General features: G+C 67.8%; 17 protein-coding genes and 1 pseudogene. 10 read left to right on the top strand and 8 right to left on the bottom strand.

What is annotated here, in order from left to right:
• Positions 1-176: 176 nt before the first annotated feature.
• The 8 genes and pseudogenes from FHU13_RS06385 to rnk (FHU13_RS06350) form a co-directional block, all read right to left on the bottom strand.
• A pseudogene (locus FHU13_RS06385) lies at positions 177-3,291 on the bottom strand (efflux RND transporter permease subunit).
• Positions 3,288-4,373 (bottom strand): efflux RND transporter periplasmic adaptor subunit, encoded by a 1,086-nt coding sequence (locus FHU13_RS06380; protein ID WP_183435025.1) that lies wholly within the window; start codon positions 4,371-4,373, stop codon positions 3,288-3,290. Before FHU13_RS06380 ends, FHU13_RS06385 begins: the two are co-directional and overlap by 4 nt.
• A 299-nt stretch (positions 4,374-4,672) precedes the next feature.
• Positions 4,673-5,797, bottom strand: coding sequence for an ion channel (locus tag FHU13_RS06375; RefSeq protein WP_183435024.1), 1,125 nt, complete (start codon positions 5,795-5,797; stop codon positions 4,673-4,675).
• 545 nt (positions 5,798-6,342) lie between these two features.
• A complete protein-coding gene (locus FHU13_RS06370; protein WP_183435023.1) occupies positions 6,343-7,341 on the bottom strand; it encodes an alpha/beta fold hydrolase in 999 nt (332 codons plus the stop codon).
• Positions 7,342-7,485: 144 nt separating this feature from the next.
• Positions 7,486-7,830, bottom strand: a complete 345-nt coding sequence (locus FHU13_RS06365) for a hypothetical protein (protein ID WP_183435022.1) — start codon at positions 7,828-7,830, stop codon at positions 7,486-7,488.
• A 643-nt stretch (positions 7,831-8,473) separates the two neighbouring features.
• Complete coding sequence (locus FHU13_RS06360) at positions 8,474-10,534, bottom strand: YgiQ family radical SAM protein (RefSeq protein ID WP_183435021.1); 2,061 nt, start codon at positions 10,532-10,534, stop codon at positions 8,474-8,476.
• A 356-nt stretch (positions 10,535-10,890) separates the two neighbouring features.
• A complete protein-coding gene (gene rnk / locus FHU13_RS06355; RefSeq protein WP_183435020.1) occupies positions 10,891-11,298 on the bottom strand; it encodes a nucleoside diphosphate kinase regulator in 408 nt (135 codons plus the stop codon).
• A gap of 51 nt (positions 11,299-11,349) precedes the next feature.
• Complete coding sequence (rnk, locus tag FHU13_RS06350) at positions 11,350-11,772, bottom strand: nucleoside diphosphate kinase regulator (protein WP_409518480.1); 423 nt, start codon at positions 11,770-11,772, stop codon at positions 11,350-11,352.
• Positions 11,773-12,557: 785 nt separating this feature from the next.
• Between rnk (FHU13_RS06350) and FHU13_RS27585 the strand changes: the two genes are divergently transcribed.
• From FHU13_RS27585 to FHU13_RS27575, 10 genes are all read left to right on the top strand, one after another.
• Entirely contained in the window at positions 12,558-12,743 is a 186-nt protein-coding gene (locus tag FHU13_RS27585) for a hypothetical protein (protein WP_246714507.1), read from the top strand.
• 3 nt (positions 12,744-12,746) lie between these two features.
• Complete coding sequence (locus tag FHU13_RS27580) at positions 12,747-13,007, top strand: hypothetical protein (protein WP_246714506.1); 261 nt, start codon at positions 12,747-12,749, stop codon at positions 13,005-13,007.
• Between the two features lie 59 nt (positions 13,008-13,066).
• The gene (gene hpnE / locus FHU13_RS06340) at positions 13,067-14,428 is read left to right on the top strand and encodes a hydroxysqualene dehydroxylase HpnE (protein ID WP_183435019.1); all 1,362 of its coding nucleotides are present in this window, start codon (positions 13,067-13,069) and stop codon (positions 14,426-14,428) included.
• A gap of 25 nt (positions 14,429-14,453) precedes the next feature.
• Entirely contained in the window at positions 14,454-15,374 is a 921-nt protein-coding gene (locus FHU13_RS06335) for a universal stress protein (RefSeq protein WP_183435018.1), read from the top strand.
• 132 nt (positions 15,375-15,506) lie between these two features.
• Complete coding sequence (locus FHU13_RS06330; protein WP_183435017.1) at positions 15,507-15,665, top strand: hypothetical protein; 159 nt, start codon at positions 15,507-15,509, stop codon at positions 15,663-15,665.
• Positions 15,666-15,824: 159 nt separating this feature from the next.
• On the top strand, positions 15,825-16,322 hold the full coding sequence (locus FHU13_RS06325) for a MarR family winged helix-turn-helix transcriptional regulator (RefSeq protein WP_183435016.1): 498 nt from the start codon (positions 15,825-15,827) through the stop codon (positions 16,320-16,322).
• Positions 16,319-18,361: an FUSC family protein gene (locus tag FHU13_RS06320; protein WP_183435015.1), complete on the top strand. Its 2,043-nt coding sequence runs from the start codon at positions 16,319-16,321 to the stop codon at positions 18,359-18,361. Before FHU13_RS06325 ends, FHU13_RS06320 begins: the two co-directional genes overlap by 4 nt.
• Entirely contained in the window at positions 18,358-18,567 is a 210-nt protein-coding gene (locus tag FHU13_RS06315) for a DUF1656 domain-containing protein (RefSeq protein ID WP_183435014.1), read from the top strand. Before FHU13_RS06320 ends, FHU13_RS06315 begins: the two co-directional genes overlap by 4 nt.
• A gap of 57 nt (positions 18,568-18,624) precedes the next feature.
• Positions 18,625-19,572: an HlyD family secretion protein gene (locus FHU13_RS06310; RefSeq protein ID WP_183435013.1), complete on the top strand. Its 948-nt coding sequence runs from the start codon at positions 18,625-18,627 to the stop codon at positions 19,570-19,572.
• Between the two features lie 87 nt (positions 19,573-19,659).
• The gene (locus tag FHU13_RS27575) at positions 19,660-19,881 is read left to right on the top strand and encodes a hypothetical protein (protein WP_246714505.1); all 222 of its coding nucleotides are present in this window, start codon (positions 19,660-19,662) and stop codon (positions 19,879-19,881) included.
• Positions 19,882-20,087 lie beyond the last annotated feature (206 nt).

The raw sequence follows: 20,087 nt of genomic DNA, 5'->3' as shown, positions 1-20,087 counted from the left end.
AGCACCTCATATAGATGCAAGACGTCATCTATAGAAGGCCCATCCCCGATACTCTCGGTGAACGACAAACGACCGGCCTGCGCGAGGTGAGCGGAAGCGCAGACCGGCCGGCGCATCCCAGACCCGACCGGGCCTGCGATCTCTGTGGCCCGCCACCGGGCTTGAACGGCGTTGCCTCAGGACTCGACCGGATGCGGCAGCGGGCCGGCGCCGGTCGGGACGGTCCCCTGGCGCGGCTCGCGCGCCACGCGGAACCAGAGGGCGTAGAGCGCGGGCAGGAACAGCAGCGTCAGCAGCGTGCCGACGCCGACGCCGCCGATCAGCACGTAGGCGAGCGCCCCCCCAGAACACCGAGTGGGTGAGCGGGATGAAGGCCAGCATCGCGGCGGCCGCCGTCAGGATGACGGGCCGGGCCCGCCGCACCGTCGACTCGACGAGGGCCTCGTAATCCGACAGGCCCGCCGCCCGGTCGTGGTGGATCTGGTCCACGAGGATCAGAGTGTTGCGCATCAGGATGCCCGACAGGGCGATCAGGCCGAGGATCGCGTTGAAGCCGAAGGGCTGTTGGAAGATCAACAGCGTCGGCACCGCACCGACGAGGCCGAGCGGGGCGGTGGCGAACACCATGAACATGGTCGTGAACGAGCGCACCTGCAGCATGATGACCGTCAGCGTTACGATCAGCATCAGCGGGAACACGGCCACCAGGGCGGTCATCGCCTTGGCGCTCTCCTCCACCGCACCGGCCGAGTCGATGCGGTAGCCCGGCGGAAGCTTCGCCTTGATCGGATCGAGCAGCGGGGCGACCTGCGCGTGGATGTCCGGCGGCTGCTTGCCGTCGAGCACGTCGCCTTGCACCCGGATGTAGGTCTCGCGGTTGTAACGCTTGAGCACCGCGTCCTCGCTGCGGCTCTCCAGCCGCGCGACCTGCGACAGCGGCACCTGACGCCCGTCCTTCGTGGCCAGCGTCAGGTCGCCGATATCGCCGAGCGAGCGCCGCTCGGGGCCGGGGCTGCGCAGGAGCACGTCCACCGAGCGCAGGTTCTCGCGCACCTGGGTCGCGGGCGTGCCGTTGAGGTAGCTCTGCAGCTGCTGGCCGGCCTCCTTCGGCGTCAGGCCGATCAGGCGCAGGCGCTCCTGGTCGAGGGCGAGATGCAGGCTCGGGGTCTTGTTGCCCCAGTCGAGGTGGATCATGCGCATGTTGGGGTTCGTGGCCATGGCCTCGGCCACCTCGGCAGCGATGCCTCGGATGACGTCGAGATCCGGCCCGACCACGCGGAAGGCGACCGGGAAGCGGACCGGCGGCCCGAACACGATCTGGAGCACACGAACCCGCGCCTCGGGGAAGCGACCCCCGTCGACGAGCCCGCGCACCTTGGCCCGGAGCGCGTCGCGGGCATGGGCGTCGGCGGTCTGCACCACGATCTGCGCGAAGGCGGGGTCTGGCAGTTCAGGATCGAAGGAGAGCACGAAGCGCGGCATGCCTTGGCCGATGTAGCTCGTGATCTCGAGCGCCTCCGGCAGTTCGCGAACGGCCGCCTCGACCCGCTTCACCGTGGCCTCGGTGGCCGCGAAGGCGGAGCCCGCCGGCAGCGTCACCTCGACGATGAGTTCGGGGCGCTCCGAGTTGGGGAAGAACTGCTTCTCCACCTTGCCCATGCCGACCACAGCTGCGGCGAACAGGACGAGCGTAATGCTGGCAGCAATCCACTTGTGGTCGACGGACATCCGCACGATGCGGCGGAGGCGCTGGTAGTTCCTCGTAGCGTAGATCGCGTCGTGCCCGCCTTCCACGCGCTTGATGTTCGGCAGCAGTTTGACGCCGAGATAGGGGGTGAAGGTCACCGCCACGATCCACGAGACGATCAGCGAGAAGGCCACCACCCAGAAGATATTGCCGGCGTACTCCCCGGCTGTCGAGGCCGCGAAGCCCACGGGCAGGAAGCCCGCGATGGTGACGATCGTACCGGTCAGCATCGGAGCGGCGGTGGCGCTCCAGGCATAGGTCGCCGCGGCGATCCGGTCGGCGCCCTCTTCCATGCGCACCACCATCATCTCGATGGCGATGATGGCATCGTCCACGAGGAGGCCGAGCGAGATGATCAGCGCACCCAGCGTGATGCGGTCGAAGTCGCGGCCCATGAGCATCATCACCACGAACACCGCCGACAGGGTGAGTGGCACGGCCAAAGCCACCACGATGCCGACGCGGAACCCGAGAGCGGCCAGAGACACGAGGATCACCACGCCAAGCGCGGTGAAGAATTTCACCATGAACTCTTGGATGGCCTCGTCGATGACCTTGGCCTGATCCGTAATCTTGCTGAACGTGATGCCAGTGGGCAGTTCGTGGTGGATCGCGATCTCCTCGGCGTTCAGCGCCCCGCCGAGGGTGAGGCCGTTGAAGCCGGGCTTCATCACGACGCCGAGCATCAGGGCCGGCTCGCCGCCGTTGCGGATCTCGAAAGTCTTCGGGTCCTCGTAGCCGCGCTTCACCTCGGCGATGTCACCAAGCTTCGAGCTGCGCTCGCCTGCCGCCACGGGCAGGTTACGGATCGCGTCGAGCCCGTCGATGGCGCCGTCGAGACGCAGGTGCACGCGGGGACCGTCCGCCTCGACGAAGCCCGCGGGCGTCACGTCGTTCTGGTTCGCGAGCGAGGCCAGGAGTTGCTGGCCGGTGATCCCGAGGGTCGCGAGGCGCTGGTATGAGATCTCGACGAAGATCTTTTGGGCCTGCTCGCCGAGGATGTTGATCTTCTCGACGCCGGGCACCCGCAGCAGGCGTTGGCGCAGATCCTCCGCCCGCATCACGAGGTGGCGGTGCGGTTGGCCCCTGGCCTGGAGGGCGTAGAGCGCGAAGTAGACGTCCGAGAACTCGTCGTTGAACAGCGGCCCGAGCACGCCGCGCGGCAGGCTGGAGGCCTGATCGGAGAGCTTCTTGCGTGTCTGGTAGAACTCCCCCTGGACCTTGGCCGGGGGCATATTGTCCTTGAAGAACACCTTCATCAGCATCAGGCCGGGCCGGACCGTGGTCTCGACGCGGTCGTAGTAGACGAGTTCCTGCAGCCGCTTCTCCAGCGGGTCGGCGACCTGCCGCTGCATCTCGTCGGTGGTGGCACCCGGCCACACGGCCGAGACCGCCATCACCTTCACGGTGAAGGTCGGGTCCTCGGCGCGCCCGAGCCGCTCGAAGGCGAAGATGCCCGCCCCGATGACGGCGATCAACAGGAAGAGCGTGACCGCCCGCTCGCGTACGGCCAGCGCCGAGAGGTTGAAGGCGGAAGGGCTCATCGAGCCACACCCGTCATGCTCGGAGCCGCCTGTCGCACGCGCTGCCCCGCCTTGAGGAGGTGGGCGCCGAGCGCGACGATTCGGTCGCCCGGTCTCAGGCCGGAGGCGACCTCGGCGCTCTCCTCGGACAGGCGGGCGACGGCGACCGGCTGCGCGTCGACCGTGTTGGTCGCCGCATCGAGCCTCCACACGGCCGAGCCGGCGCCCGCGTCGAACAGCGCGCCGAGCGGCACCGAGACAGAGGCCGGGCGGCTGGCCTCGTTGGGTTTCAGCCGGAGCGTCACCGTGGCCCCGAGCGGCGCGTCCTCGCCACCACCGGACAGGATGTAGCGCGCCCGGTAGGTGCGCGTGGCCGGGTCGGCGGTGGCGGACAGCTCCCGCAGCCGCGCCGGGTAGGTGGTCTCGCCCTCGGCGTAGAGCGTGGCGGAGGCCTGACCGGTCGCAAGGCGGCGGCTCGCCTCGGGCAGGAAGATCTCCGCCTCGCGCGCACCGTCGCGTGCCAGCCGCACGACGGTCTGGCCGGCGGCGACCACTTGGCCGGGCTCGGAGGGCACCTCCATCACCACACCGTCGGCATCGGCTTGAAGCTCGGAATAGCCGGCCTGGTTCGCGATCTGGCTCGCCTGCGCCTCGGCGGAGGCGAACTGGGCGATGGCCGCGTCGGCGGCCGCCTTGTTCTGGTCGTAGGTCTGGCGCGAGGTCCACCCCTCGCCGACGAGCTTGCGGCTGCGCTCCTCGTCGGCTCTTGCCTTGATCATCTGCGCTCGCGCCGCCTCGACCGAGGCCCGCGCCGCGTTCAGCGCAAGGGTGAAGTCGGTCCGGTCGAGCCGCATCAGAGGCTGCCCGCGGCGGACGTGGTCACCCGGATCGACGAGACGCTCGAAGATCTTGCCGCCGACGCGGAAACCGAGATTGCTCTCGGTGCGGGCCCGGATCACGCCGGTGTAGCGCGCGATCCCGCCGACCGCCGGCGCGACTTCGACGGTCTGGACCAACGGGGGCTCGGGCGCCACCGCCGTCTCGCCTGGCGAGCACCCGGCCAGGGAGAGCCCCGCGAGCCCGAGCATCCATCGCGCCTTCATCGCCTGCCTCCACGCCGTGCATCGCGCGTTTTTCATGATTGTCGTCATTTATTCGCGCCGCTGCTCAGCGTCAATAGGGGGATTGGCTCCTGGGGGGCCCGCTGAGGTAATCGAAGGCGTCTGATCTTTGACCCGTTGAGGCACGGATCCGAAAGTCGGCTTAGCCGGGTGCACTCGTTGCCGATTGGCCACCTATCCGGACCTTCGTCGGCAGTCGTTCCGAAGTCTGCTTTGGATCAGAAGCCTGCCTGTGCGTGGTCTCGCGCTGCTCGCTTCCAACGATCGAATTTTTATTCCGATCAAGCACTCTCACTAGTGCTATGAGACGGTACGCTGTCGATAAGTTTCTGCAATGCTGTATTGCTTGGCCTCTGCGTCTCATCAACCAACACGAACAGAGCCTCACCTGTCACTCGGGTTTGGGGCGGCGGGTTACTATGAAGCTGACCCTGTGCGTCAACGTAGCCAATCGGTGTTCCGAAATTGGCTGCAAGCACTGCTGGAACGATGCCGAGCCAGGGCACATCCCGCAACTGCACGTCAAAGCGCAGGCACTCGTCGCCTTCGCTGGAGAATAGACGCTCGATAATCCACTCTGTCCCCGGTGCAACGATGGCACGGACAATCATCTCAGGGTAGCCTCGCAGGGGCCGCACGATGGCCGAGGCACCCGCTCGTTTCAGTCGCTTCCGGTTCAGGTCATCCACGCATTCCGCGACAATGCGCGCATCGATGCCACGCTCTCGCAGACGATGGATGATGTCGAAGGTGCGGCTGTCCGAGAGGCGGTCGCCTTCCTGTTCGGCCAGGATGACGAGCACGCGCGCGTGGTCGACGCCAGCAGCCTCAAGAGCCGCTGGATCGTCGAAACGACCTTTCAACTGAACGATGAGTGGATCGTCCTCAAGGTCCGGCGGCAAGCCGTCGGGGAAAGCCTCTGTCAGGATTAAAGATGGCACGCCGATGAAATTCTCATGCGAGCGGTGAAGCTGATTGAGAAGACGGCGCAAGTAGTCACCGGGTTCATCGGCGGGCGCGTTCACGAAGACGATATGATCGCGCATGTTCCACCTCCATTCGCCACGTCGTTTGCGCTCGCGTCGCAGGATTCTGAACTCGAAGAAGGCGCCACCTGCCTGGGTCAGCAGGAAGATGCCGGATAGGTAGATCAGGACGATAGTTGAGGCACGACCTGCTGTGGTCTTGGCGGAGAAGTCCCCGTAGCCTGTCGTCGTGATGGTAGTGAAGGTCAGCCAGATCGCCTCGCCGAGGTCGAGACGTTCGAACGCCACCATTGAGACGACATGCAAGCCGATGAGAAGCAGGAGGCCGACGAGAGCAAAGCGGATGCGATTGCGTAGGTCGCGTACAACGCTACGACGGAAGTGTAGAGGTCGAGCGCGTGGCAGCCTGGAACGCACCATGTGGACCACTACCCTGAGCAAACCGAGTTTCTGCTGTCGTCTGGCGTGGCGTAGCCTCCGTCAAGCTCGGACGTGCATTCAGATTGGTGACTGACGAGCGGTAGAGTGGGTCTATCCGTAGGCCGCGCATCTTCAAGCTCGTCGGCGTGGGCAGGCAGCTGAGCACCACTCGTGGACCAGGATGCGCCACCTTCGGACATTCGATCAGAGTCGCCGGATTAGCCGCTCGTCACCTGACAGCTGCCATAGGGGCGGGAGGGACAGGCCTGGTGACCAGGACTTGCTGGCAAGCGGTACGCCCCCTTGCCGGAGGTCCAGCAGCATCTTCTCGATGCCATGACACTTCCTACAAGGAGCCCTGCGCCCCTCAACAGAGGGATGGGGCGGTCGGAGCGGAGGACGGCGATGCGCCGCGCGGGTGAGTCTCGGTCTACACGGCTGGGCGATCCTGTCCGCCTAGGCTTCCGCTAGGACATGCATCAACGGAAACGGCAGGAGAGCGACCACGTGGAATGGCGCAATCCAATGGCGCGCTCAGGCGCTCCTCAAGCGTTCTTGGCCTGAGACCTCTCCGATGCACGATCAATGGCTCTGATCACCTCCATGGGCGCAAGGTGGTGGATCATGTGCCCCATGCCAGGAACGGCGATGAACTCGCTGTCCGCCAATTCGCGGTGGAGCCGCTCCGACTGACGACCGACATCAGCGATCTGATCGTCCGCGCCTGTGATAATCACCGCCGGTAGCCTCAGCTCGCGATAGTGCCCCTGAAGCTCGACGGTTACGGGCGTCATCAGGGCCGCGTCCTCGGCAGCCGCACGCAACTGCGAGGGGCGGAGCATCAGCGCTATCGGGAACATCCTGTCGAAACGCTCAGGCACCTGCGCTGGCGCGAACATGGATTTGATCAGGCCTGGCAGGATCAGACGTGAGACGACTGGTGAAACGGTATAGCGCATCACGTCCCCGACCACAGGGATGGCGGGTGGCGAGAACAGGAAGACGTCGGCGCGCAGCGTCGGGTAATAGTAACCGGAGGCCAGCACGAGGTTGCGCACGAGTTGCGGCGCCTGCAGCGCGAGGGCGACCGCGACGAGGCTACCCCATGAATGCCCGAGCACGACAGCCTGCGCCACGCCGAGTCGCTCCAGCGCGGCTTGGAAGAGCGTGGCGTGGGCGCGCGGTGTCCATAGCGCGCGTGGGCGCTCACTGTAGCCGTAGCCCGGCCGGTCGATGACGATCACCCGGTAGCGATTGGCAAGCTCGTCGACGATGCCGCTAACCAGGAAGTCCTGGATCATCGTGCCGTTGCCGTGGATGAGCACCAGGGGCTCGCCTTGCCCACGCTCGATGTAGTGCAGGCGGACCCCGTTCACGGTCATGAAGCGACCAATAGGTGGGTAGCGTCGCTCCGCCTCAGCCGCCTGAGCCGCCGAGTAGAGCGCCGCGGCCCCCAAAACGGCTGCCGATCCGATCACTGCGGGAGCTAACCAGTTCCGGCTGTTACGGTCGGATCTCACGTTGTGAGCGCTGTCGTTGTGCATGCGTCCTCGCTTGACCACGGGGGAAGCCGAGGGCTCGCAGCTTGTTCCGCAGTCGGCGTTGAAGGCTGCCAGTACCTCAACTGCGTGTCCGCTTTTCGGGCGAAGCGGACATTCAAAGCCTTGAGGCGGAAGGTCAGCAAAAGGTCACGGAGACGCCGGCCTACCCGCTGTGATTGGGCAGGAGGGAGGTGTATCGAGCGGGCAAACTGGCGCCTCTCGGTAGATCAGGACCAGGGGCGGCTTCTCGCCATTCTGAAACGCGTCCCGTCGCTCCTCCTCAGCGTAGGCCCAGCTCCATTCGTCGTCGTGCTCTCCGTCGAGGACAACGCCGGCCCGACAACCCCAGCCGTGCTTTCGCGCGATCTGAGCCTGCTCGTAGGTAACGGTGAAGTAGCCGAATTCATGAAGCTCATGGTCACGGCAGAGGATCTTGCCACCCGGCGTGAGGATGTCGCCGGGCTTAGCGGTGTCTGGAATCTCAAACGACATTGGCTGGCTCCTCTCGCTTCGTAGGTGTGGCACGTCCATACCGTAAGGCTTTGGAAGCGTTCAGGATCCGTCGCGGGCCGGTAAAACGGTGAGGATCGGCTCGGCGTGTCATGATTGAGCCTCAGCCTGGAAGTCGCTTCGGCCGGATGACGTCAAGCCATAGGCACCGCCTTGCACTAGCTGGGACGTTCTTCGTAGAGAACGGGCCGCTTCGTTGGCGCGACTGACGCTCTCAAGAACGCCAACACAATGTGCAAGGTCGAGACCTGTGGGTGGCGTAAGCGTCTCAGAGCCGATTCAAGCACTACAGGGCCGAATAGGCACCGTGGGCACCGACATGTCCGAACATGCTGATGTCATGGCCGCCGCTGCCAAATCCGCTTCCTACTTTGGAGCGGCCATCCGGACCGGCAAGGCAGAAGGTCTGCAAGGGGTCAGGAGTTCGAACACAGTTCGAACAGCGGCACGCCACTTCCAGACCTTCGCTTCATGCCGGGATGCTGACTTTCGGCGACGCACCCGGCCCGTTCATTCTGATCTGCTGACCAACTGCTCCGGTGCCGACATCGGCGACCGGCATCTGATGAGGGATCTTGATCAGAAGCCGCTATCGAAACATCCGCCTATCGGATGTGCGAGACAGTCACTTTTTCAGCGGCACGCCCTTCGTCGTGAAACGCTGCCCGCCGCCCGTGCGGTGCACGGGTCGCGGCTGGCCTCGCCCCTTGCCCGCCGCGCCTAAGCCTGTTCCCGGCGGCTGCGAGAGTGGCACGAGCTGGTCCGGCCTCGGTCCAATTAGATCCGCGCGGCCCATCTCTCGCAGCGCCTCACGAAGTAGGGGCCAGTTCTCGGGGTCGTGGTAGCGCAAGAACGCCTTGTGCAGCCGGCGCTGCCGCAGCCCCTTGATCGCCTCGACGGGTTCGCTGCTGCCCCGCCGCACGCCCCGCAACGGATTGATCTCGGTATGATACATCGCCGTGGCGGTCGCCATGGGCGAGGGCAGGAAGGTCTGGACCTGATCGGCGCGATAGTCGTTCTTCTTGAGCCAGAGCGCGAGGTGCATCATGTCCTCGTCAGTCGTGCCCGGATGCGCGGCGATGAAATACGGGATCAGGTAGTATTTCTTGCCGGCCTGCTTGGCGGCGGCGTCGAACATTTCCTTGAAGCGGTCGTAGGTGCCGATCCCCGGCTTCATCATCTTGTCGAGCGGGCCGCGCTCGGTGTGCTCGGGCGCGATCTTCAGACGGCCGCCGACGTGATGGGTCACGAGTTCCTTGACGTATTCGGGGCTTCTGACCGCGAGGTCGTAGCGCACGCCGGAGGCGACCATCACCTTCTTGACGCCCTTCACCTCGCGGACCTTGCGATAAAGCCGGATCAGGTCATCGTGCGAGGTGTTCAGGTTCGGACAGATGTCCGGGAAGACGCATGACGGCAGCCGGCACGCCGCCTCGATCTTCGGGTCCTTACAGGCCATCCGGTACATGTTCGCGGTCGGCCCGCCGACATCCGAGATCACGCCCGTGAACCCCGGCGTCTTGTCGCGGATCCGCTCGATCTCGCGCAGGATCGAGCCCTCCGAGCGGTTCTGGATGACGCGGCCCTCGTGCTCGGTGATGGAGCAGAAGGTGCAGCCGCCGAAGCAGCCGCGCATGATCGTCACCGAAAACTTGATCATGTCCCAGGCGGGGATCTTCGCGTCACCGTAGGACGGATGGGGGGCGCGCGCGTAAGGCAGGTCATAGACCGCATCCATCTCGTCGCTGGTCAGCGGGATCGGCGGCGGGTTCAGCCACAGGTCGCGGTCGCCGTGGCGCTGGACGAGCGGGCGCGCGTTGCCGGGGTTGGCCTCCCGGTGCAGCACGCGCGAGGCGCGGGCATAGGCCTCCTTGTCGTCCTTGACCTCGTCATAGGCGGGGAGCCGGATCACGGTTTCGCCAGGCCGGCGGGCGGCGGCCTCGTCCGCAGAATCGAGATCGTCGGCGGGCAGCTCGGTGTAATGCTCGGGCACGCGGCGGAACAGGGCGACGCCCCGGACAGAGTCGAGCTCGTGCGGCGCCTCACCGGCCGCGAGGCGGTTCGCCACCTCGACCACGGCTCGCTCAGCATTGCCGTAGAGGAGCAGGTCCGCCTTCGCGTCCGCCAGGATCGAGCGACGTACCTTGTCGGACCAGTAATCGTAGTGGGCGATGCGACGCAGGGACGCCTCGATGCCGCCGAGCACGATCGGCACGTCCTTGTAGGCTTCGCGGCAGCGCTGGGTGTAGACGATGGTGCAGCGGTCCGGGCGTCGGCCGCCTTCGCCGTCGGCCGTGTAGGCGTCGTCATGGCGCAGCCGGCGGTCCGCCGTGTAGCGGTTCACCATCGAATCGAGATTGCCACCGGTTACGCCGAAGAACAGGGTCGGCTTGCCCAGGGCCTTGAACGGTTCCGCCGAATGCCAGTCGGGCTGCGCGATGATGCCGACCCGGAACCCCTGCGCTTCGAGCAGCCGGCCGATGATGGCCATGCCGAAGCTCGGATGATCCACGTAGGCATCACCCGTCACCAGCACGATGTCGCAGGCGTCCCAGTTGAGCGCGGCCATCTCGGCGCGGCTCATCGGCAGGAACGGCGCCGCGTTTCTGGCAGGCGGCGGTTTGCAGGCCAATGGTGCGCTGGTCAAGGGAGCCAGGGGGCGTTCGGCGGAAGCTCGGAGTTCCATGGGGTCAGTGCATAGGCCGCCATGAGCGCGAGCTCAACGGATGGCAAGGAGCTGCGACTGTAACGAAACGGCCGACCGCGTCTTCCCGCCTGAGCCCGAGGCGGAACTTGGGCGTGGGTCGGGAAGCCGACATTCTGTTGTGCGCCCATCTCGGCCGCCGGGCGGCGTTCGCCCGCATCGTTGAAGAGAACATCGGTTGAGGACAGATCATTGGTCCCAATTGCGCCGCTTGCGGACCTCCGACCTCGCGGGCCTGATAGTCCGATCATCACGTAGAAGCGGACCATCAGGCGGCTGGACCATTTCCATAGACGTTGAGAACTCAGCCTAGGGAAGACGAGGGTGATCTCATAGGGCTAGAATAGCACGCGAAGGACGGTCAGGCCGCGCAGCCCGCCCGATGGCGTGCGCCAGCGGATCGACTGCCCCTCGGACAAGCCGATGAGGGCGGCCCCGACCGGCGAGAGGACCGAGACGGCGTGAGCCTCCGCATCCTCCTCGCCAGGGTAGACGAGCGTCACACACCCGATTTGGTCGGTGACGTCGTCCCGGTACGCAACTCGCGCGTGCATGGTCACCGCGCGCCGCGGCATCGCCTCCGGCGCGACCACAGTGGCGCGGTCGAGCTCCTCCGCCAGCCAAGCCGCGACGGCCGCCCGCGGGTGGGGCGGCCGAGCCGCGACCACCACCTCGCGCAGCGACCGCAAGTCCGTCGTCGGGATGATCAGCGGCGGGCGTTCTTCGAGGCTGGCGGGCACGGACATCGGAATCTCGACATGGGAGGACGGTTGGGGCGCGGCGGGCGCGCATTCGGTTCAGGCGAAAGCCGGCTCGCGGACACCGAGCACGGTCAGGCGCTTTCCCGCGCCGGTGCGGGTGGCCCAGTCGATGGACTGCCCCGCGCTCAGGCCGAGCAGGGCCGCGCCGACCGGCGTCAGCACCGAGATCCTGCCCTGGCTGATATCGGCCTCGCCCGGGTAGACGAGGGTCACCCCCTGGACCTTGCCGGTCGTATCGTCCCGGAACTCGACCTCGCAGCCCATCCGGACGAACCCGACGGCGGCCTTCCCGGCTCGCACGACCTGCGCCCGGTCGAGCTCGTCCGCCAGGTAGGCGGCTACCTCCGGCATGCGGTCTATGGCGGCCGATGCCAGGCCGGTCAGACGCGCGTGGTCCTCCGCCGTCACCTTGATCTTCGGCAGGCTCCTGCCGCCGGCGGCCCTTCTCGTCATATCCATCTCGAAGATCCTCGTTCAGGCCGCGCGTGGGCCGGGGTCGTCATCATCGCCAGCTTGAGCAGGCGGTTGGTTTAGCTGGGCCGGAGCAGAGGTATGACCTTCCGGTCGCCTCCGCCGTCAGTGGGTAGTTCCAGAGCGGGGGCCGGCGCGGGCGTGTCGTCTGTCATGGGTGCCTTCTGTGTGCACTTGGGCCACGACGCCGGCGTCTTGGATTCTTGGCCGCGCGAACGCAGGACTTGGCGACGTCGAGCGCCGCTGGCCTGCGTCTCATGGTTCTGGAATGAGTGTCGTCGTGCCTCTCGGCCGACCTTCGGGCGCTTTGCGAAAGCTGTCCCGAGGACCCCGAGCTGGATGGGCGGATACGCGCCGTCGGCTCGGGGCTACTTGCCCGCGATCAGGTTACCTGCCCGGAGCAGGCCACGGTTGAGGGTCGCGATGAACGGCATGATGGGCTGAGCATTGGCCAAGCAGCCGCAGTTGTCAAACTCGCCCGCCGGCTCCCGACGCCGTCTTCCAGCCCGGCTTGACACCGCGCGGCGTGGTCCCGAAGTTAGGAGTATCATGTCGAACCGACTCCAGAGCATCCGCCTCCTGGCGCGCTCGGGCAGCCTGCAAGCAGGCTCGTAGCCCTGGCGCTCCGCCGGCCGGCCTTTCGTAGGCCGCGACTGAGGCCAGGGACGATCTCCAGCAACCCTTCCGTCCGTTCGCGCGGCGCCCTCCCGGACGCCGCCGGGCCGTCTGCGCGCGCCGTTCGCGCGGCACCGGCCATGCTGTGAGGTGCCAGGATGCACGCGATCCATGAACTCCCGTCCATCACCGTCACGACCCGCGATTTCGAACGGTTCGTGGCCTTCGGGCTCGACGCCTACCTGCGCGGCGACAGCCACGCCGACTTCCTGCCGTCGGAGCTGAAGCGGGCGACCCTGTGCCAGCCCTGCGCGCTGCCGGGTGAGGTCGTCTCGGTCAACTGACGGGTGCTCTATCGGCTCGATGACGAGCCGGCCGTACGGGGCCAACTCCTCGTGCATCCCCTCCACCTCACCGACCTGCCCGATGAACTCTCGATCGCGAGCCCGCTCGGGACGGCGCTGCTCGGGCTGAACGTGGGAGGCCGGAAGCCCTTCCGCGACGACAGTGCCGGCACCCGGCAGCTGGTGACGGTCGAAGGCATCGGCTGGCGCCTCGTCGACGAGCCGGTGCCCGGCCGTGGCGCACTCGCTCCGCGCAGGGTCTAGCCACGAAGGCCTCGGTTCCGTGCCGGCTCGGCACGGCTCCCATCCAACAGGAGCATATCATGACACATCTGAACCCGGGGCGGCCCGCACCGGGAGGAACCGTGCACGTCGTCGGCGCCGGCCTCGCCGGGCTGGCGGCGGCCGTCGGTCTCGCGGACGCGGGCCGCCGGGTGGTCCTGCATGAGGCCGCGCGCCAGGCCGGCGGCCGATGCCGCTCGTACCACGACGCCCGCCTCGACCTCACCATCGACAACGGCAACCATCTCCTGCTGTCGGGCAACCGCGCGGCCCTGGCCTTCCTCGACCGCGTCGGCGGCCGCGCCGCCCTGACGGAGACGGAACCGGAGTTCCCCTTCGTCGACCTCACCACGGGCGAGCGCTGGACGCTACGGCCGAATCGCGGGCGCCTGCCCTGGTGGATACTCGACCCGCGCCGCCGGGTGCCGGATACCCGGGCGATCGACCACGTCGCGATCCTACGCCTGCTGCGTGCCCCGCCCGGAGCCACGGTTGGCAGCGTCCTGAGCTGCGAGGGCCCGCTCTACGAGCGGCTTTGGAAGCCCGTGCTGCTGGCCGCGCTCAACATCGATCCGCCGCGCGCCGATGCCGGCCTCGCCGCTGAGGTGCTTCGCCGGACGCTCGTCGCGGGCGGCGATGCTTGCCGGCCGCTCGTCGCGACGGCGGGCCTTTCGGCCGCCTATGTCGATCCGACGTTGGCCTACTTGATCGCCCGGGGCTGCGAGATCCGCCTCGGCCATCGCCTGCAGCGCGCCGTCGTTGACGGCCGGCGGATCGCCGCATTGGCGTTCGGCACGGAGGCGGCGCTGCTCGGCCCGGACGATGCCGTGGTCCTGGCCGTGCCGCCCTGGGTCGCCGCCGGCCTCCTGCCGGGTTTGGCGGTGCCGATGGAGAGCGTCGGCATCTCGAACGTCCATTTCCGCATGTGTCCCCCGCCGGGGCTGCCTCTCGTCACCGGTCTCGCTAACGGGCTGTCGGACTGGCTGTTCACCTACCCGGACCGCCTGTCCGTGACCGTCAGTGGCACGGACCTCGCCGAACTCGAACGCCCGGCGCTCGCCTCCCGGGTTTGGAGGGAGGTCGCCAGCGTGATCGGTTCCGAAGCCGTTCCGGCGGAGCCGCCACCCTGGCAGGTCGTGCGGGAACGACGGGCGACCTTCGCGGCGACGCCCTGGAGTCGGGGCCGCCGGCCCGGTCCGCAGACCGGGCTCGCGAACCTGTTCCTCGCCGGGGACTGGACCGAGACGGGCTTGCCGGCCTGCATCGAGGGAGCGGTCCTCTCCGGGACGAACGCCGCCCGCGCCGTGGTCGAAGCCGCCGCGGCCACGACCGGACCATATGCCGACCGGGCCTCCGGACCCGGAGTCGGCGGCCTCGCCCGCATGCGCCTGGCCACGGGCTGACACCAACACGAACAGGAGGGAATCCTTGCGTATCCTCGTCGCCACAGACTTCTCGCCCCGCTCGCACCGAGCCGTGCGGCGCGCCGGCATCCTGGCGGGACAGAGCGAAGGCGACGTCATCCTGATGCATGTCGTGGACGGCGCGGGTGCGCACCAAGCCGCGCGGGACATTCGCGAGGCGCAACGCATGATCGCCGAGCAAGTCGCGGTCGTGCCGGAATTCTTCCGCGTCGAATGCCGGTCGCTCGTCGTCGCGGGACGCCTGTCCGACGCAGTGCTCGACGCTGCGACGGCGCGCCAGGCCGACATGATCGTGATCGGCTCAGGCCACGGGACGGACGCGCGAGGCCCCGGCCGGACGGTCCGTGGCCTGATCCGTGCCGCCCCGTGCCCGATCCTCGTGGTCAATCGGTCCGTCGTGGGCCCCTACACCAAGGTTACGGTCCCGATCGATCTCTCGGACGCATCGGCGCGGGCATTGCGCAGCATCGCGTCGCTCGGTCTAGCAGATCACGTCCGCGTCACGGTCGTCCACGCCTTCGAGGCCTTGGGCAAGCCAAAGCTGACCGGGTTCGGCGTGTCGCGCGAGCAGATCGACGGCTACGTCGAGAGTTGGCGCTCCCTGTACGCGGAGGAGGTCGATGCCTTCCTCGAAGTCCACGGCCCTGCGGCAAGGGACTGGCCGACGCGGGTGGAGGAGGGACGCCCGGAAGAGGTCATCGCCGGCCTGGCCGCGCGTACGTCTTCCGAACTCCTCGTCATGGGCACGCATGCCCGCACCGGAATCAGGAGGGCCCTTCTGGGTAGCGTCACCGAGGCCGTCCTCGCCACCGGCGGCGCGGACGTGCTGGTGGTCCCGCCACTTCGGTCCGGCATCGGACCCGACCTGGAACCGTTCGCACGTACCCCTCCGTCCGCACTGGGCGTCTGGTTCTCAGCGCCGTGACCGCATGAGCGGCCACGCCTGGTCCGTTCCCGGGACTGCGCCTGCGCGATGCGAGCGCGTGCGATTGGCTGATCCAGTCGCAGCGCGTTTCGCTCCACGAACGCCAAGACATCCACCGGCAGGGAGGGGCCGATGAGGATGATTGCCGCGCGTCTCGTGGCCATCGCCGTCATGTCGCTGGTGCTGGCCGTGGCGCACCGGCTTGAGCAGCTGGGGTCGGACCCCGTGATCGAGGGCTGCCTCGTCGCAGCGGCGGCCGCGACCGCTGTGGTGGCCCTCGCTCACTGGTAAGCGCGCTCACCAGGAGGGGTACGGCGCGACCGACGAAGTCACGTCCAGCTGTCCATGGATCGTGCCCGGCTTGAATGGATGTCAACTAATAGATAGTTTGCTATTCATTGCACGGGTCCGAGGGATGTACCCGACCCCTGTCCATAGGGAAGCGGTCGGATGGCAGCGGAGGGCCTGAGCCAACTTTGGCTAACCTATACCCACTCGCTCCTGCTCTCCGGCCGCCAGTGGAGGCGGCTCGCCAACGCCACCACGGAGACGCACGGTCTCTCCGAGGCGAAGGCGTTGCCGCTGGTGCTGATCGGACGCCTGGGCGGTGAACCGCGTCAGAACGCCTTGGCGGAGGCGGTCGGGATCGAGGGGCCGTCGCTCGTGCGCCTCCTGGACCAGCTCGAAGCAGCCGGCCTCGTCATGCGCAAGGAGGACCCGACCGACCGTCGAGCCAAGGTCCTGAGCCTCACCAACACCGGACGCTCCGTAGTCGCGCGGATCGAGGCAGATCTCGACCGATTGCGGAAGACGGTGTTCTCGAAGGTGAGCGCGTCCGACCTGGAGGCGAGCCTGCGGGTGTTCCAGGCCATCCAGGTCCATTTGGGCAGTTCGTCCGAGCTCGGTGTGTCCCAGTACAGGATCGCGCACGGCGAGGCCGCGGAATGACCCTGCCGGGCTGGCGCAACTGGGCCTTCTCGCTCAAGACCTTCGCGGCGGCCATGCTGGCCCTGTTCCTGGCGTTCTGGATCGACCTGCCGAACCCCTACTGGGCGCTCGGCACCGTCTACATCACCAGCCAAGTGCTCGCCGGCGCCACGCGCTCGAAGGCGCTGTACCGGGTGCTCGGAACCCTGCTCGGGGCCGTGGTCACAGTGGCCCTCGTGCCGAACCTCGTGAACGCCCCGGAGCTTCTCACCCTGGCCATCGCGCTCTGGGTGGCGACGTGCTTGTACTTCTCGCTGCTCGACCGCACCCCGCGCAGCTACCTGATGATGCTCGGCGGTTACACGGCGGCGCTGATCGGCTTCCCGGCCGTCGGCGACCCCGGAACGATGTTCGACACCGCCGTGGCCCGGGCCGAGGAGATCACCCTCGGCATTCTCTGCGCCAGCCTCGTGAACACGGTCGTGCTGCCACAGTCCGTGGCGCCCGTGATCACCGCTCGGCTCGACCTCTGGCTGCGCGACGCCCGGGGCTGGGTCATCGACGTCGTCGGCCGCGGCCGCACGGCGAGGGACACGCAGGCGACGCGATTGAAGCTGGCCTCGGACGCCGTCGCCTTCGACGCGCTGGCGACGCCGTTGCGCTACGACATGACCGGTGCGGAACGCTCGGCCGAGGCGATGGCGACGCTCCGTCAGCACATGCTGATGTTCCTGCCCATCGCCTCCGCGGTCTCTGACCGCATCGAGACGCTCGAGCGGGCGGGTGCCCTGCCTCAGCGCCTCCGCATTCTTCTCGACGACATGGCCGCATGGCTCGCCTCCGGATCCACGGAGCAGGCCGAGGCGGATCGCCTGAAAGCCGCCGCCCACGCCCTCGAACCTGGACTCGGCGAGCGGCCGTCCTGGGATGCCCTCGTGCTGGCGAGCCTCCTGGCGCGCCTTCGCGACTTCATCGACCTGCGCCAGGACGCCCGCATCCTGCAGCGGCACATCGCGGACGGCACCCCGGTCACCGAGGACCTGACCTTCCGCTACACCGCCGCGGCGCGCACGATTCGCCACCGTGACCATGGCATGGCCCTGCTGTCGGCGGTGGGCGTGTTCCTGACCATCCTGGTCACCTGCGCGATCTGGATCGCGACCGGATGGCCGCACGGCTCGGCCGCCCCGATGATGGCAGCGGTCGGCTGCAGCTTCTTCGCCGCGCAGGACGACCCGGCGCCGTTCATCGTCAGCTTCGCCAACTCGGCCATCCTCGGCGCCCTCGGCGCCGGCGCCTATTTGTTCGCGGTCCTGCCGCTGGCCACCACCTTCGAGATGCTGGTCCTGGCGCTGGCCCCGGCCCTCCTGACCTGCGGGGTCTTCATGGCGCAACCGAAGACGGCGCCACTGGCGATGGGCGCAGCGGTCAACGGCTCGGCCATGATCGCCCTCCAGGGCAGCTATACGGGCGACTTCGCCGCCTTCGCCAACGCCGCTGTCGCCGTCATCGTCGGGATGTGGGTGGCCGCCATCGTCACGCGCCTCGTCCGCTCGGTCGGCGCCGGCTGGTCGGCACGGCGCCTGCGGGCCATCAACCGCCGCAGCCTCGCCCGCGCGGCTGAGCGCCAGGGGGCGCAGAACGGTCTCGAACTCGCGGCCCTGATGCTCGACCGGGTCGGCCTGATCGCGCCGCGACTGGCCGCCCTGCCGTCCGACGACGCGGAGTGGACCGCCGATCTCCTCGCCGAGGTCCGCGTCGGCATCAACATCGTGGAATTGCGGCGCGACCGCCGGCAACTCTCGAAACCGGCCCGGGAGGCCGTCGAGACGCTTCTCGCCGCGCTGTCGCGGCACTTCGGGGCCGAGGCGGAGAAGCCTGCCCTCGATCTGCTCGACACCATCGACGGTGCGCTCGACGCGGTCTCCCTCGATGCACGACAGGCACCCGGGCGTGCCGCGCTGATGGGTCTCGTCGGCATCCGGCGCGGCCTCTTCCCTGAAGCGCCGCCCTACCGACCGGCCCTGCCCTCGACGACGCATCCGGAGCTCGCGGCATGATGGGCGAACTCGACCTCTACGGCGTCTTCGTGCCGAGTCTGGCGGCCTGGATGCTGCTCGCCTTCGCCATCAGCCTGCCCCTTCGGCGCGCTCTGGCCTGGGCCGGGTTCTACCGCCTGGTCTGGCATCGGCCGCTGTTCGATCTCGCCCTCTACGTCGTGCTGCTGGGCGCCGTCGTCTCGGTCGCGGTCCCTCTCACCTCCTGATCCGCCGGCTTGTCCGGCCGCCCTGCCACGCTCCAGCACAGACCTCCGGTACACTCTATGCCTCGGCTCCTCGCCCTCTCGTTCCGCCTCCTCGTCACTTTCGGAATGGTCGCCGTCGCCATCGTCGTCGGGCTGGCCCTGTGGGACTACTACATGGAGGCCCCCTGGACCCGCGACGGGCGGGTGCGGGCCGACGTGGTGCAGGTTGCTCCCGACGTCTCCGGCCTCGTCACCGAGGTGCTGATCGCGGACAACCAAGTGGTGAAGCAAGGCGACGTCCTCTTCCGCATCGACCCCGACCGCTTCGCTCTGGCCCTGCGTCAGGCCGAGGCGGTGGTCGAGGGCAAGAAGGCAACGGCCGTGCAGGCCGCGGCGGACTACGCCCGTTACCTGAAGCTCAGCGACGCCGCGGCGTCCCAGCAGAGGGTCGAGGCGGCGCAGGCGGCGGACCTTGAGGCCAAGGCCGCCTATGGCCAGGCGGCGGCCGACCGCGATCTCGCCAAGCTCAACCTCGACCGCTCCGCCGTGAAGGCCTCGGTCAACGGTCGCATCACCAACATGGGCCTGCGGCCCGGCACCTACGTCTCGACCGGCCGCGGCGTGATGGCCCTCATCGACAGCGACACCTTGCGGGTGGAGGGCTATTTCGAGGAGACCAAGCTGCCGCGCATCCATGTGGGCGATAAGGCCAGCATCCGCCTGATGGGCGAGAAGGATACGCTGACCGGCCACGTGGAGAGTTTCGCGGGCGGCATCGAGGACCGCGAGCGGACGGCGGGCTCGAATCTGCTCGCCAGCGTCAACCCGACCTTCGCCTGGGTCCGGCTCGCACAGCGCATCCCGGTTCGGATCAAGCTCGATGGCGTTCCCGACCAGACGCGGCTGGTCGCGGGCCGCACCGCCACGGTCGCGGTCGAACCCGACGGCGAGACCCCGCATTTCAACCTGTTCGGTGCTTGGCGGGGAGCCCCGGCCCCCACCGCCCGGGATGCGCTCACCCGTTGAGGACCGGCTGGAGCCCACCTTTCGAACACGCGAAAAGACAGCGACGCAGATCATGACGACAGCGGTCTCTGCTCAGTCTCGTGACGGGTGGGACCGCGTCCTCGCGAGACGCCGTACCGGGTCGAAGCTGTGACCCTCGTGGTGCGCGAACTCGATGTCCTCACGTGCTACTATCGGGACGTCATCGGGCTCGGCGTCGTCTCGGCGGCCGACGATGCCGTGCGGTTGGGTGCGATCGACGCGGGCCTGCTCGGGTTCGATGTCATAGGCCGCCATCCCGGTGCCCTGTTCCTGGGAGCGGGAGGCTAACATCACCAGCTCGCCGTCAACGTCTGGTACAGCCGTGACGCCGCGGTTCGCACAAAGGGGGCGACGGGTCTCGCGGAGGTCGGGCTGCCCGCCGACCGTAGGACGTTCGCTGCAATGCGGGTCCGATTCCGGGATGCGGGCGTGTCCCTCATCGAGGACGGGGACATGCTGGTCGTGCGCGATCCGTGAGGAGCACAGCTGCGTCT

The sequence above is a fragment of the Methylobacterium sp. R2-1 genome (genome assembly GCF_014191355.1).
In the GTDB taxonomy this organism is placed as follows: Bacteria; Pseudomonadota; Alphaproteobacteria; order Rhizobiales; family Beijerinckiaceae; genus Methylobacterium.
This window is presented reverse-complemented; position numbering and strand designations above follow the sequence as displayed.